10 protein-coding genes and 1 pseudogene are annotated in these 15,191 nt (G+C 70.5%); 10 read left to right on the top strand and 1 reads right to left on the bottom strand.

Going from position 1 to position 15,191, the window contains the following annotated elements:
• Positions 1-18 precede the first annotated feature (18 nt).
• The 10 genes from KUM44_RS12085 (at position 19) to KUM44_RS12130 (ending at position 14,350) form a co-directional block, all read left to right on the top strand.
• Positions 19-1,323 (top strand): Gfo/Idh/MocA family protein, encoded by a 1,305-nt coding sequence (locus KUM44_RS12085; RefSeq protein WP_217207827.1) that lies wholly within the window; start codon positions 19-21, stop codon positions 1,321-1,323.
• 15 nt (positions 1,324-1,338) lie between these two features.
• A complete protein-coding gene (locus KUM44_RS12090; RefSeq protein ID WP_217207828.1) occupies positions 1,339-2,337 on the top strand; it encodes a sugar phosphate isomerase/epimerase in 999 nt (332 codons plus the stop codon).
• Positions 2,338-2,625: 288 nt separating this feature from the next.
• Entirely contained in the window at positions 2,626-6,339 is a 3,714-nt protein-coding gene (locus KUM44_RS12095; RefSeq protein WP_217207829.1) for a ThuA domain-containing protein, read from the top strand.
• Between the two features lie 84 nt (positions 6,340-6,423).
• On the top strand, positions 6,424-7,596 hold the full coding sequence (locus KUM44_RS12100; protein ID WP_217207830.1) for an inositol-3-phosphate synthase: 1,173 nt from the start codon (positions 6,424-6,426) through the stop codon (positions 7,594-7,596).
• Positions 7,593-8,666 (top strand): sugar phosphate isomerase/epimerase, encoded by a 1,074-nt coding sequence (locus KUM44_RS12105; RefSeq protein ID WP_217207831.1) that lies wholly within the window; start codon positions 7,593-7,595, stop codon positions 8,664-8,666. Before KUM44_RS12100 ends, KUM44_RS12105 begins: the two co-directional genes overlap by 4 nt.
• 299 nt (positions 8,667-8,965) lie before the next feature.
• Positions 8,966-9,643 carry an EboA domain-containing protein gene (locus tag KUM44_RS12110; RefSeq protein WP_374202034.1) on the top strand — a complete coding sequence of 226 codons (678 nt, stop codon included), beginning with the start codon at positions 8,966-8,968 and terminating at the stop codon, positions 9,641-9,643.
• Positions 9,643-10,563 carry a TatD family hydrolase gene (locus KUM44_RS12115; RefSeq protein ID WP_217207832.1) on the top strand — a complete coding sequence of 307 codons (921 nt, stop codon included), beginning with the start codon at positions 9,643-9,645 and terminating at the stop codon, positions 10,561-10,563. Before KUM44_RS12110 ends, KUM44_RS12115 begins: the two co-directional genes overlap by 1 nt.
• 3 nt (positions 10,564-10,566) lie before the next feature.
• Positions 10,567-11,736 carry a metabolite traffic protein EboE gene (gene eboE, locus KUM44_RS12120; RefSeq protein ID WP_217207833.1) on the top strand — a complete coding sequence of 390 codons (1,170 nt, stop codon included), beginning with the start codon at positions 10,567-10,569 and terminating at the stop codon, positions 11,734-11,736.
• Complete coding sequence (locus KUM44_RS12125; protein WP_217207834.1) at positions 11,733-13,208, top strand: nucleotide pyrophosphatase/phosphodiesterase family protein; 1,476 nt, start codon at positions 11,733-11,735, stop codon at positions 13,206-13,208. The genes eboE and KUM44_RS12125 overlap by 4 nt, the downstream gene beginning before the upstream one ends.
• Before the next feature lie 83 nt (positions 13,209-13,291).
• Positions 13,292-14,350, top strand: a complete 1,059-nt coding sequence (locus tag KUM44_RS12130) for a sugar phosphate isomerase/epimerase (protein ID WP_217207835.1) — start codon at positions 13,292-13,294, stop codon at positions 14,348-14,350.
• Between the two features lie 172 nt (positions 14,351-14,522).
• Here the strand turns inward: KUM44_RS12130 and KUM44_RS12135 are convergent.
• Positions 14,523-15,191, bottom strand: a pseudogene (locus tag KUM44_RS12135) (MFS transporter); the annotation flags it as partial.

Raw genomic sequence — 15,191 nt, forward strand, 5'->3', positions numbered from 1 at the left:
GACGAGGAGGACTATCGCATGGGACAGCCGCAGCAGCCCGACGAGGCCGAGGCGCAGGCAGGGGCCATGGCCGACGGGGCGGGCGTGTCCGGACCAGTGACCGGGACCGGGACCGGCCCCGAGGTGTCCCCGCCCGGCACGGCAGCAGGAAGGCCACCGCTGCGCGTCGGCATGGTCGGCTACGCCTTCATGGGCGCCGCGCACTCGCAGGGCTGGCGCACCGCGGGCCGGGTCTTCGACCTGCCCCGCACCCCGGTCCTGGCCGCGATCTGCGGACGGGACGCCACCGCCGTGCGCGCGGCGGCCGAGCGGCACGGCTGGGCGTCGGCCGAGACCGACTGGCGTGCCCTGATCGCGCGGGACGACATCGACCTCGTCGACATCTGCACCCCCGGCGACAGCCACGCCGAGATCGCGCTCGCCGCGCTGGCCGCCGGCAAGCACGTCCTGTGCGAGAAGCCCCTCGCGAACAGCGTCGAGGAAGCCGAGGCGATGACGCATACGGCCGAACAGGCGTATCAGCGCGGCCAGTTGGCCATGGTCGGCTTCAACTACCGGCGAGTGCCGGCCGCCGCCCTCGCCCGCAGCATGGTCGCCGAGGGCCGCCTCGGCCGCCTGCGCCACGTACGGGTGACGTATCTTCAGGACTGGCTCGTGGACCCGCAGTTCCCCCTGACCTGGCGGCTGCGCAAGGAGCTGGCGGGCTCGGGCGCGCTCGGCGACCTGGGCGCGCACATCATCGACCTCGCGCAGTACCTGACGGGGGAACGGCTGAGCGGTGTGTCCGCGCTGACGGAGACCTTCGTACGGGAGCGCCCGCTGCCCGGCGGAGCCGTGAAGGGACTGTCCGCGGTGGCGGCCGAGACCGCCACGGGACAGGTCACCGTCGACGACGCCGCCGTGTTCACCGGCCGCTTCCCCTCCGGCGCCCTCGCCTCCTTCGAGGCGACCCGCTACGCCACCGGCCGCAAGAACGCCCTGCGGATCGAACTCAACGGCGAGCGCGGCTCGATCGCCTTCGACCTGGAGCGTCTCAACGAACTCTCCTACCACGACGGCACCGAACCGGGCGCGCACGCCGGCTTCCGCCGCATCCTCGTCACCGAACCCGACCACCCCTACCTGGACGCCTGGTGGCCCCCGGGCCACGGCCTCGGCTATGAGCACACCTTCGTCCACCAGGCCCGCGACCTGGTCCACGCCATCGCCGCGGGCCGGCGGCCCGAACCCTCCTTCGCGGACGGGCTGCATGTGCAGCGCGTGCTCGCGGCGGTGGAGGAGAGCGCCGAGAAGAACTCCGTCTACACCCCGATCGCGGTCTGAGGAGGCTGACGCGCAATGCCGCGTACGTTCACGCTGTTCACCGGCCAGTGGGCCGACCTGCCGCTGGAAGAGGTCTGCCGGCTCGCCCGCGACTTCGGCTACGACGGTCTCGAACTCGCCTGCTGGGGCGACCACTTCGAGGTCGACAAGGCCCTCGCGGACCCGTCCTACATCGACTCCAGGAAGGCCCTGCTCGACAAGTACGGACTCAAGTGCTGGGCGATCTCCAACCATCTGGTCGGCCAGGCGGTCTGCGACGCCATCATCGACGAGCGCCACCAGGCCATCCTGCCGGGCGAGGTGTGGGCCGACGGCGACCCGGAGGGGGTCCGGCAGCGGGCTGCTGCCCGGATGAAGGACACCGCCCGGGCCGCGGCCGCCTTCGGCGTCGACACGGTGATCGGCTTCACCGGCTCCGCGATCTGGCACCTCGTCGCGATGTTCCCGCCCGCGCCCGAGTCGATGATCGAACGCGGCTACGAGGACTTCGCGACCCGCTGGAACCCCATCCTGGACGTCTTCGACGAGGAGGGCGTGCGGTTCGCACACGAGGTCCATCCCAGTGAGATCGCCTACGACTACTGGACGACCTGGCGGGCACTGGAGGCGGTCGGGGGGCGGCCGGCCTTCGGCCTGAACTTCGACCCGTCGCACTTCGTCTGGCAGGACCTCGACCCGGTCGGGTTCCTCTGGGACTTCCGCGACCGCATCTACCACGTCGACTGCAAGGAGGCCCGCAAGCGCCTGGACGGCCGCAACGGCCGCCTCGGCTCCCATCTGCCGTGGGGCGACCCGCGCCGGGGCTGGGACTTCGTGTCGGCCGGGCACGGAGACGTCCCCTGGGAGGACGTCTTCCGGATGCTGCGTTCCATCGACTACAAGGGCCCGATCTCCGTGGAGTGGGAGGACGCCGGCATGGACCGGCTCCAAGGTGCCCCGGAGGCTCTCACTCGTCTCAAGGCATTCGACTTCGAGCCGCCCACCGCGTCCTTCGACTCCGCGTTCAACAGCTGAATCGGACACCCGGCGCAGGTCGGGGACGGGGGCCGGCCGCACCCGCCGGTCCGTCCCCCCTCCGACCTGCACGGATCCCGCTTTGTCCTGCGCTGAGGGAAAGTTCGGCCGAGTCCGACGCAAGGGGTGTTCGCCCCGGACGGACGCGGTTACCTTCCCTGAAGTGTTCAGGACACACACGAAAGTGTTCATGACATACACGCCTCCGGGGTGACGGCGCACCCCGGCGCCCGCACCGCACGTCTACGCATCCACCCTGTACGGCCCACCCGTTCCCGGAGGGACTTCGTGCACAGAACCAGATCCCGCAGCGCCCGCACCCCCAGACGTCCCGGACTGCGCGCCACTCTCGCCTTGTTCACCGGCCTGCTCCTGACCGTGGGCGCCCCGGCCACCGTCGCCGGCGCCCAGCCGGAACAGGCCGAACCGGCCGCCGCCGAAGGGCAGTTCCAGCAGGTGCCGCTCGCCAAGGGCGAACCCGAGACGGGCGAGCCGATGTCGCTCGCCGTGCTCCCGGACCGCAGCGTCCTGCACACCTCGCGCGACGGCACCCTGCGCCTCACCGACCAGGGCGGCGTCACCAAGGTCGCCGGCAAGCTCGACGTCTACAGCCACGACGAGGAGGGCCTCCAGGGCGTAGGCATCGACCCGGACTTCAAGAACAACCGGGCGATCTACCTCTACTACGCCCCGCCGCTCGACACCCCGGCGGGCGACGCCCCGGAGTCCGGCACCGCCGAGGAGTTCGCCAAGTTCGACGGCGTCAACCGCCTCTCCCGCTTCACCCTGAACGCCAACGGCACGCTCAACATGGCCAGCGAGAAGAAGGTCATCGACGTCGCGGCCTCCCGCGGCACCTGCTGCCACGTCGGCGGCGACATCGACTTCGACGCGGCCGGCAACCTCTACCTGTCGACCGGCGACGACACCAACCCCTTCTCCTCCGACGGCTACACCCCGATCGACGACCGGCCGAACCGCAACCCGGCCTTCGACGCCCGCCGCAGCTCCGGCAACACCAACGACCTGCGCGGCAAGATCCTGCGCATCAAGGTCGCCGAGGACGGCTCGTACACGGTCCCGGAGGGCAACCTCTTCGCCCCGGGCACCGACAAGACCCGGCCCGAGATCTACGCGATGGGCTTCCGCAACCCCTTCCGGATGAGCGTCGACGACAAGACCGGCATCATCTACGTCGGCGACTACGGCCCCGACGCGGGCGCTGCCGACCCGAAGCGCGGCCCGGGGGGACAGGTCGAGTTCGCCAAGGTGACCAAGGCCGCCAACTTCGGCTGGCCGTTCTGCACCGGGAACAACGACGCTTACGTCGACTACGACTTCGCCACCGGCACCTCCGGCGAGAAGTTCGACTGCGCTGCCCCGAGGAACACCTCCCCGTACAACACGGGCCTCACCGACCTGCCGCCCGCGCAGGCCGCCTGGATCCCGTACGACGGCGGCTCCCTGCCCGAGTTCGGCAGTGGATCCGAATCCCCGATGGCCGGGCCGGTCTACCGCTACGACCCCGAACTCGACTCCAAGGTGAAGTTCCCCGAGGCCTACGACGGCGACTTCTTCGCCGGTGAGTTCGGCCGCCGCTGGATCAAGCGGATCGAGCAGAACCAGGACGGCTCCGTCGCGAAGATCAACGACTTCCCGTGGACCGGCACCCAGATCATGGACATGGAGTTCGGCCCCGACGGCGCGCTCTATGTCCTCGACTACGGCATCTCCTGGTTCCAGGGCGACGAGCACTCCGCGCTGTACCGGATCGAGAACGCCGAGGACGGCTTCTCCCCGATCGCCGAGGTCAGCGCCGACAAGACGTCCGGAAAGGCCGGTCTGAACGTCAAGTTCACCGCATCCGCCAAGGACGCCGACTCCCCGAACCTCACCTACAGCTGGGACTTCGGCGACGGCACCAAGGGAGAGGGCCTCAACCCCACCCACCGGTACAAGAAGGTCGGCACCTACACCGCCACCTTCACCGCCAAGGACCCCGAGGGCAACACCGGCAACGCCAGCACCCGGATCGTGGTCGGCAACACCGAGCCCAAGGTGCGCATCGACGTCCCGGGCAACGGCACCCTGGCCGAGTTCGGCAAGCCCGTGCCGTTCAAGGTGACCGTCACCGACCCCGAGGAGACGGTCGACTGCTCCAAGGTCAAGGTCGCCTACAGCCTTGGCCACGACTCCCACGCCCACGAACTGACCAGCGAGATGGGCTGTGAGGGCACGCTGACGCCGCCCGCCGGTGACGGCGGCCACGACCCCAACGCCAACATCTACGGTGTCGTCGGCGCCAGCTACACCGACGGCGGGGCAAACGGCCAGGAGGCCCTGACCGGCACCGCCCGCACCGTGCTCCAGCCCCTGCACCGCCAGGGCGAGCACTTCACCACCCAGTCGGGCGTGTCGGTCATCGAGAAGACCGGCGCCAACGGCGGCAAGACCATCGGCAACGTCAACGACGGTGACTGGATCTCCTTCACCCCCTACCGGTTCGACGGCCAGAAGAAGATGACCGTGCGGGCCTCCTCCGGCGGCGCGGGCGGCTTCATCGAACTGCGCACCGGCTCGCCCGACGGACCACTGCACGGCTCGGCATACATCCCGCCCACCGGCGGCTGGGAGACCTTCCAGAACGTCGACGTGCCGCTGCGGGCGCTGCCCAAGCGCACCACGGAGATCTACCTGGTCTTCAAGGGCGGTGAGGGCGCGCTCTACGACGTGGACGACTTCGAGTTCTCCACCCAGCCGTTCAAGGGCGGCAAGAAGGTCCTGGTCTTCTCCAAGACCGCCGGATTCCGCCATGACTCCATCCCGGCCGGCATCGCGGCCCTGAAGGAGCTCGGTGGTCCGGCCGGCATCACGGTCGACGCGACCGAGGAGGCCCGCCAGTTCACCACGACCAACCTCGCCAAGTACGACGCGGTGGCCTTCCTGTCCACCACCGGTGACGTGCTCAACGCCGAGCAGCAGAAGGCGTTCGAGGACTACGTCGCGGGCGGCGGTGGCTACATGGGCATCCACGCCGCGGCCGACACCGAGTACGACTGGGCCTTCTACGGCGGCCTCGTCGGCGCCTACTTCGACTCGCACCCGGCCATCCAGAAGGCCACCGTCCGCGTCGAGGACCACGACCACCCGTCCACCGCCCACCTCGGCGACGCCTGGGAGCGCACCGACGAGTGGTACAACTACCGCACCAACCCGCGCGAGCAGGCCAAGGTCCTGGCCACCCTGGACGAGACCACCTACCAGGGCGGGAACATGAAGGGCGACCACCCGATCGCCTGGTGCCAGAGCTACGGCGGCGGCCGGTCCTTCTACACGGGCGGCGGCCACACCAAGGAGTCCTACGCCGAGGAAGCCTTCCGCGCCCACCTGCTCGGCGGCCTGCGGTACGCCACCGGCCAGGTCAAGGCGGACTGCAAGCCGAGCAAGGACTACCGGAAGATCTTCAACGGCCAGACCCTGGACGGCTGGAAGCAGGCCGGCCCCGGCAAGTTCAACGTCAAGGACGGCACCCTGGAGACCGAGGGCGGCATGGGTCTGCTCTGGTACCAGGCCAAGGAGCTGAAGTCGTACTCGCTCAAGCTCGACTGGAAGATGCGGGGCGACGACAACTCCGGGATCTTCGTGGGCTTCCCGGCCTCCGACGACCCCTGGTCCGCCGTGAACAAGGGCTACGAGATCCAGATCGACGCCACGGACGCGCCCGAGCGCACCACGGGATCCGTCTACTCGTTCAAGTCGGCGAACATCAAGGCCCGTGACCAGGTCCTGCGGCCGCCCGGCCAGTGGAACTCCTACGAGATCAAGGTCCAGGGCGAACGCCTCCAGGTGTTCCTCAACGGAGTCAAGATCAACGACTTCACCAACAAGGACCCCGAGCGGAGCCTGACCGACGGCTACATCGGCCTTCAGAACCATGGCGCCGAAGACCAGGTCTCCTTCCGCAACATCCAGTTGAAGGAACTGCCCACCACGGGCGGCTGAGCGGCGGCGGGCGGGGGACGCCGGACCCCCGCCCGCCGTCTTTGTCCCTCCCCCAAGGGTTCGCGCACGACAAGGAGGCTGCCCATGTCCGCGTCCCTCTCCCGACCGCGTGTGGGAGTGTGGCTGATCGGAGCCCGAGGCTCCGTCGCCACCACCGTCGTCACGGGGTGCGCCGCCATCACCGCGGGACTCCACCCGCCCACCGGCATGGTCACCGAGACCCCGGCGTTCACCGACAGCGCCCTGCCCGCCCTTTCGGACCTCGTCTTCGGCGGCCACGACACCGTCGACTGCCCCCTGCCCAAACGCGCCGAGACCCTGACCGCCGGCGGCGTCCTCCCACCGGGCACCGCCACTGCCGTCGCCGCCGAACTCGCCGCCGCCGACCGGGAGATCAGACCGGGCGGCCCTACCCCGGGGGACACCAGGAGCGAGGCCGAACTGATCACCGCGTTCGCCGACGACATACGCGACTTCATGCACCGCCACGAGCTGGAGCGAGCCGTGGTCGTGAACGTCGCATCCACCGAACCCGCGTCCCACGGGCCCGACGCCCCACTCCCGGCGAGCACCCTGTACGCACTGGCGGCCCTGCGCACTGGCTGCCCCTACGTCAACTTCACCCCCTCCGAGGGCATGCACCATCCCGTCGCCGCCCGCGAGGCCGAGCGCAGCGGCCTGCCCTACGCCGGCCGTGACGGCAAGACCGGACAGACCCTGCTGCGGGCCGTGCTGGGTCCGATGTTCGCGCAGCGGGCGCTGAACGTACGGGCCTGGTCCGGCACGAACCTGCTGGGCGGCGGCGACGGCGCCGCCCTCGCCGACCCGGCCGCCGCGGCGGCGAAGAACGCCGGCAAGGAACGCGTCCTCGCCGACACCCTGGGCACGGTCCCCGAGGGCGAGGTACACATCGACGACGTCCCCGCCCTCGGCGACTGGAAGACCGCCTGGGACCACATCGCCTTCGACGGCTTCCTTGGCACCCGCATGATCCTCCAGACCATCTGGCAGGGCTGCGACTCCACGCTCGCGGCACCCCTGGTCCTGGACCTGGCCCGGCTCACCGCCCGCGCCCACGAGGCCGGCCTGACCGGCCCGCTCGGCGAACTCGGCTTCTACTTCAAGGACCCGGTGGGAGAGGGCCCGGCGGCACTCGGAGAGCAGTACGCGACCCTGACCGGATTCGCCGAACGACTGGCATCGGCGAACCCCGACGACTCCGCACCACGCCCGGGTCCCGACGAGGAGACACAGTGAACCGGCGCCGGGCAACCCACACATCGCCCACCGGCGTACGTCACCGGAGCCGCCCCACTGCCGTCCCACCCCGGCCGACCGGCTCACCGAGGCCCGGCGGTAGCCCGCACGGCACCAGCACCGAGCACGCCACGCCCGTCTCCGAAACGCCCTTCGCCCATCCGCTCCGCTTCGGCTACGGCACCAACGGCCTCGCCGACCTCCGCCTCGACGACGCCCTGGCTCTGCTCGCCGACCTCGGCTACGCCGGCGTCGGCCTGACGCTCGACCACATGCACCTCGACCCGTACGCCCCCGACCTCAGTGCCCGCACCGAACGCCTGGCCCAACGACTCGACACACTCGGCCTGGACGTCACCGTGGAGACCGGCGCCCGCTATGTCCTCGACCCGCGCCGCAAGCACGGCCCCTCCCTCCTCGACCCCGACCCGGACGACCGCGCCCGCCGCATCGACCTGCTGATCCGCGCCGTCCGCGTGGCGGCCGACCTCGGCGCCCACGCCGTCCACTGCTTCAGCGGAACCACGCCGCCGGGAACCGCCCCGGACACGGCCTGGCCCCGCCTGGCCGACGCCCTCACCCCGGTCCTGGACGCCGCCGCCACCGCAGGCGTCCCCCTCGCCGTCGAACCCGAACCCGGCCACCTCCTCGCCACCCTCTCCGACTTCCACCGCCTCCGCCGCACCCTCGGCGACCCGGACCTTCTCGGACTGACCCTCGACATCGGCCACTGCCAGTGCCTCGAACCCCTCCCTCCCGCCGACTGCGTACGTGCCGCCGCGCCCTGGCTGCGCCACGTCCAGATCGAGGACATGCGCCGCGGCGTCCATGAACACCTTCCCTTCGGCGACGGCGAGATCGACTTCCCACCCGTCCTCGCCGCCCTCTCCGCCACCGGCTATCAGGGTCTGACCGTCGTCGAACTGCCCCGTCACTCCCACGCGGGCCCTCACTTCGCCGAACTCTCCCTCCCGTTCCTCCGCACGGCCGAGGCCGCGGGCACGCGCTCACCCAGACCTGTCCCACCACATGGCGATCCCTCCGCCACCCCCGAAGGGAGCACCTCATGAGCCAACCCCGCACCAACCCGGCACCCCCGGGCGCGGCCACGGAGAACCGAACGGGCGCCGAAACCCGGACCGGCGCCGAGTCCCGAACGGGCGAGGAGAGCCCAGCCGGGACCGGAGCCGACGCCGGTGGCAGAGCGGACCTCGAAGCACTGGCCGGCAGCGACGGCCGGATGGGCGCCGAGAGCCGAGCGGGCAGTGCGGGCCGAGCCGACGCCGGGTCCGGAGCCGACGCCGAAGACCGAGACCGCGCCGAGCACGGACCGGGCGTCGAAGGCCACGCAGATGCCGCGAACCCGTCCATCGCCCCAGGAACCCCCCTCGCCCTCGTCCCGCCGCCCGCCCTGCGTGCCCACCTCACCGCCCGCCTCGACCCAGCCCCCCGCGCCTGGCTCCACCGCGCCCTCCACGAGGCCGCCGCCCACCCCGGCACCCACGGCCCCATCTCCGTCTGGGAGCTGCGCATCGCCGAGGCCGGCCGCCGCTGTGGGTCCGAGTACGCCGATGCCGCCCGCGTCCTCATCCTGCACGCGGCCCGTGCCGACGCGGACGCCGTCACCCGCGTCTACTCCCAGGGCACCGCCGCCGAACGCCGCGCCGTCCTGCACGCGCTGCCCCATCTCGTGCCCGGCCCCGACGCCCTCCCGCTCGTCGAGGACGCCCTGCGGACCAACGACACCCGCCTCCTCTCCGCCGCCGTCGGCCCTTACGCCGCCCGGCACCTCGACCCCCACCAGTGGCGCCACGCCGTACTGAAGTGCCTGTTCACCGGTGTGCCGGTCGACGCCGTGGCCGAGCTGGACCGCCGCGCCCACCGAGACGCCGAACTCGCCCGCATGCTCGGCGACTACGCCGCCGAACGCGCCGCCGCGGGCCGCCCCGTACCCGAAGACCTGCACCGCGTCCTGACCCTGACCGACCCCACAGCCACTCCGCCGGCCCCCGACGGCCCCCGCGGCACCGACGGCAAGGAGTCCTGATGCGCCTCTTCGACCCCCACATCCACATGACCTCTCGGACCACCGACGACTACGAGGCCATGCACGCAGTCGGCATCCGCGCCGTCGTCGAGCCCTCCTTCTGGCTCGGCCAGCCCCGCACCTCGGTCACCTCCTTCCTCGACTACTTCGACTCCCTTCTCGGCTGGGAGCCCTTCCGTGCCGCCCAGCACGGCATCACCCATCACTGCACGCTCGCCCTCAACCCCAAGGAGGCGAACGACCCACGCTGTGTCCCCGTCCTCGACGAACTGCCCCGGTATCTCGTCAAGGACCAGGTCGTCGCCGTCGGCGAGATCGGCTATGACTCGATGACCGCCGCCGAGGACATCGCGCTCGCCGCCCAGCTCCAGCTGGCCGCCGCCCACGAACTGCCGGCGCTCGTGCACACCCCGCATCGTGACAAGCTCGCGGGCCTGCGCCGCACCCTCGATGTCGTCCGGGAGTCCGCGCTGCCCCCGGACCACGTCCTGGTCGACCACCTCAACGAGACGACCGTCAAGGAGGCCAAGGACAGCGGCTGCTGGCTCGGCTTCTCCGTCTATCCCGACACCAAGATGGACGAGGAACGGATGGTCGCGATCCTCCGCGAGTACGGGACCGAGCAGGTACTGGTGAACTCCGCCGCCGACTGGGGCAGGAGCGATCCCCTGAAGACCCGCCGGGTCGCCGACCTGATGCTGGCCGAGGGCTTCGACGCGGACGACGTCGATCTCGTGCTGTGGCGCAACCCGGTCGCCTTCTACGGGCTCAGCGGCCGCCTCGACCTCGACATCACGACCCCGGAAGCCACCCACGAGGGCAACTCCATCCTCCGCGGCGCCCCGAAGGACCCTGACGGGCCGGCAGGCACACCGAGCGAGGGGCACGACCCCGCCGGCGCCCCGGCCACGGGGGCGTGAGCCATGCGCTTCCGCCACCCCGACGGCTCCACCGTCCACCTCGCCTACTGCACCAACGTCCACCCGGCCGAGACCCTCGACGGTGTCCTCGCCCAACTCCGCGACCACTGCGAGCCCGTCCGCCGACGGCTCGGCCGCGACCGCCTCGGCATCGGCCTGTGGCTCGCCAAGGACGCCGCTCACGCCCTCGTCAGCGACCCGTCCGCCCTGCGCGGACTGCGCACCGAACTCGACCGGCGAGGCCTCGAGGTCGTCACCCTCAACGGCTTCCCGTATGAAGGCTTCGGTGCCGAAGAGGTCAAGTACCGCGTGTACAAACCGGACTGGGCCGACCCCGAGCGTCTCGACCACACCACTTCCCTGGCCCGTGTCCTCGCAGGACTCCTCCCCGACGACGTCACCCAGGGCAGCATCTCCACCCTGCCCCTCGCCTGGCGCACCGCCTACGACGAGCACCGCGCCGAGACCGCCCGCACCGCGCTGCTCACCCTTGCCGAACGCCTCGACGCACTCCAGGAGCTGACCGGCCGCGACATCCGCGTCGGCCTCGAACCCGAACCCGGCTGCACCGTCGAGACCACGGCCGATGCCATCACCCCACTCGGCGCGATCGCTGACGACCGCATCGGCATCTGCGTCGACACCTGTCACCTCGCCACCTCCTTCGAAGATCCGCACGCCGCCCTGGACGCACTCGCCCAAGCCCGCGTCCCCGTCGTCAAGTCCCAGCTCTCAGCCGCTCTGCACGCCGAACACCCTCATCTCCCCGAAGTCCGCGAGGCCCTTGCCGCCTTCGACGAACCCCGCTTCCTGCACCAGACCCGCACCGCCACCGCCGCCGGCCTGCGCGGCACCGACGACCTCGGCGAGGCCCTCAAGGGCGACGCCCTGCCCGATGCCTCGCCATGGCGGGCCCACTTCCACGTGCCGCTCCACGCGGCTCCCGCCGCACCCCTCACCTCCACACTCCCCGTCCTCAAGACCGCGCTGACCCGCCTCGTCGGCGGGCCGCACCCGCTCACCCGCCACCTCGAGGTCGAGACCTACACCTGGCAGGCCCTCCCACCCGAACTGCGGCCCCGGGCCCGTAGCCAGCTCGCCGACGGCATCGCGGCAGAACTCACCCTCGCCCGCGATCTGCTGACCGACCTCGGCCTGAAGGAGCTGCCATGACCGAGCCACTCGACCCGGCGGACCCTACAGCCCCAGCAGCCCCGGCCACCTCGCCCCGAGGCCGCCCAGCACCCCGACCGGACGCCACCGCCAAGCGCCGACCCACCCCGCTCCTCGTCCTCGACGTCGTCGGCCTCACCCCCCGTCTCCTCGACCACATGCCCCACCTCAAGAGACTGGCCCAGTCGGGCTCCCACGCCCCGCTCGGTACCGTTCTGCCCGCCGTCACCTGCGCCGCCCAGTCCACCTTCCTCACCGGCACCCACCCCTCGGAGCACGGCATCGTCGGCAACGGCTGGTACTTCCGCGACCTCGGCGACGTACTCCTGTGGCGCCAGCACAACGGCCTGGTCGCCGGCGACAAGCTCTGGGACGCCGCCCGCCGCGCCCACCCCGGCTACACCGTCGCCAACATCTGCTGGTGGTACGCCATGGGCGCCGACACCGACATCACCGTCACCCCCCGTCCGATCTACTACTCCGACGGCCGCAAGGAACCCGACTGCTACACCCGGCCGCCCGCCCTGCACGACGAACTCACCGGGAAACTAGGCACCTTCCCGCTCTTCCACTTCTGGGGCCCCGGCGCCGACCTCGTGTCCAGCCGCTGGATCATCGACGCGACCCGCCACATCATCCGCACTCGCCACCCCGACCTGGCCCTGTGCTACCTCCCTCATCTCGACTACGATTTGCAGCGCTTCGGCCCCGACGACCCGCGCTCCCTGAAGGCGGCCGCAGACCTCGACGCCGCCATGGCCCCGCTACTGGACGACGCGCGCTCCGAGGGCCGTACCGTCGTCGCACTGTCCGAGTACGGCATCACACGCGTAAGCCGCCCCGTCGACATCAACCGCGCCCTGCGGCGGGCAGACCTGCTCGAGGTACACACCCAGGACGGCATGGAGTACCTGGACCCGATGGCGTCACGTGCCTTCGCGGTCGCCGATCACCAGATCGCCCATGTCTATGTACGCCGGCCGGAAGACCTCGACGCGACCCGGGCCGCCCTGGACGGTCTGCCCGGCATCGAGCAACTCCTCGACGACGAGGGGAAGAAGGCCCACCACCTCGACCATCCGCGCTCCGGCGAACTCGTCGCCGTCGCGGAGCCGGATGCCTGGTTCACGTACTACTACTGGCTCGACGACGCCCACGCGCCCGACTTCGCGCGACTCGTCGAGATCCATCGCAAACCCGGCTACGACCCGGTCGAACTTTTCATGGATCCCCTCGACCCCTACGTCAAGGTCAAGGCGGCGACCGCGCTCGCCCGCAAGAAACTCGGCATGCGCTACCGCATGGCGGTCGTGCCCCTGGATCCGTCACCTATTCGCGGCAGCCATGGCCGCATACCAGCGAGCGACGACGACGGTCCGCTCCTCATTTGCTCCACCCCCCGCGCTGTCGGTGACCGCGTCGCGGCCATCGATGTGAAGTCACTTCTGCTCCAACTCGCCGGTCTCGGCTGAGTGGTTCAGCCGCTCAGCTCCGACTGGTCACCAGTGAAGCACTCACCACTGACAACGGCCTTCGACCACAGGGAGTTCCAGGCATGAGCCGTTTTTCCCAGACCGACCCCGAACTCACGCACCGCCTCAGCAGACGAGGCATGCTCGGCGTCGCCGCGGGCAGCACGGCCGCCGCGCTGCTGGGTGCCGCCGCTGCCCCCGCGACCGCCACGTCGAGCACCGCCTCCACCACCGACGCGGCCTCCCGCGGCGCCGGCCGCGGCCGTCCCGTCCTGCCGCCCGGCCGCCTCGGCATCCAGCTCTACAGCCTGCGTGACAAGGTCTCCACGCTCGGTTTCGCCCCCGTGTTCGCCGAGTTGAAGAAGTACGGTTACGACGAGGTCGAGTTCGCCGGATACACCCAGGGCTCGGCCGGACCCATCACCTTCGCCCAGCTCAAGCGGCTGGCGAGGAACCACGGCCTGAACCCGATCGGCAGCCACGTCGGCTACTACTCCGACGACCCGAACGCCTACACCTTCGCCCAGAACCTCACCAAGGTCCTCGACGACGCCCAGGCCCTCGGCCTGAAGCACATAGGCACCGCCTCCGGTCCGTTCCGCTACGGCGCAACCGTCGATGCCTGGAAGCGTGCCGCCGAGGAGTTCAACACCTACGGCGCCGCGGCGAAGGCGCGCGGCATGAAGTTCTACCAGCACAACCACTCCGAGGAGTTCTCCTTCGCCACCGACAACCCCAATGTCCGCCTCTACGACGTGCTGCTCGCGGAGACCGACCCCGACCTCGTCTACCTGGAGATGGACATCTTCTGGGCGTACTCGGGCCAGTTCCGCTTCTCGAAGCGGCCCGACGGATCGGCTGCCCCCTTCGAGCCACTGGACTACGTACTCAAGCAGCCGCACCGCTATCCGCTCTTCCACGTCAAGGACGGCGTGAGCGATCCGACCAACCAGTACGGCTACGACATGGTCGACGTGGGTGACGGCGACATCGACTACAAGCGGTTCATCTCCGCCGTGACCAGGCTGCGCGGACAGCGGTTCGCCCACCACTGGCAGGCGGAGCACGACAACCCGACCGAGTCCTTCACCTTCGCACGTCGTTCGAGCGCGCACCTGCACTCCCTGCGGGAGAAGTGCTGACAGCCCTCGAACCGACATGAGGAGGCCCTCCCGAAGCGGGGAGGGCCTCCTCAGATGCGCGACCTGTCAGTGCGCGGGTTGCGGGAGCGCCGCACTCCGCCCCGGCTGTCGTAGCAGCAACGCGATGACCGCGGCCACCATGGAGCCCAGTCCGTCGCCGAAACCGGAGAGGCAGGCGAAGAACAGGAACGGCCACTGGCTCCTGAGGTCGCCCGCCCAGAGTCCTTGGCGAAGCCGACCCTGCCGCGTTCTTCCGGTTACCCGTGTGGGTCAGCGGATCGACGTCCGCGCGCCCCCAGTTCTTCGGGGCCCCTGAAGAAGAACGCGCATCCGAGGACGACGACCATGACGTAGCAGCCGATCAGGTCCAGCACCCGGTGGTAGTTCGCGGTGTCGAACCGTAGATGAAGATGAAGATGAACGGCAGTGATCCGTACGCGAATCCGCCGTTGACGAACCCGGCCCGGGCGCCGCGCCGCTCGGGGAACCACTGGCCGACCACGTTGATGCAGGTCGCGTAGACCAGGCCGGCCCCGAGGCCGCCGATGACGCCGAAGCCGAGGATCGCCAGCAGGACGTTGTTCAGGTGCGAGAGGGCGAGAAACCCCAGCAGGTACATGCCCGAGCCCAGGTACATGGCCCTGCGGGCCGTCAGGATGCCCCTCTCAGGCAGCCAGCCCGGGAGATACACCATGATCTTGCGGGAGTGGCCGAGGATGTCGCGGTCGGTCTCGCCGATGCGACAGACCCGCCCGCGCGCGTCGGTCACCTCATGGTAGGGACGGTGTGCGGCGTCGGATGGTGCGGACGAACTGCTTGCTGCGTACGGATCTGCCGTCAT

This window comes from Streptomyces sp. AC550_RSS872 (genome assembly GCF_019049285.1).
In the GTDB taxonomy this organism is placed as follows: domain Bacteria; phylum Actinomycetota; class Actinomycetes; order Streptomycetales; family Streptomycetaceae; genus Streptomyces.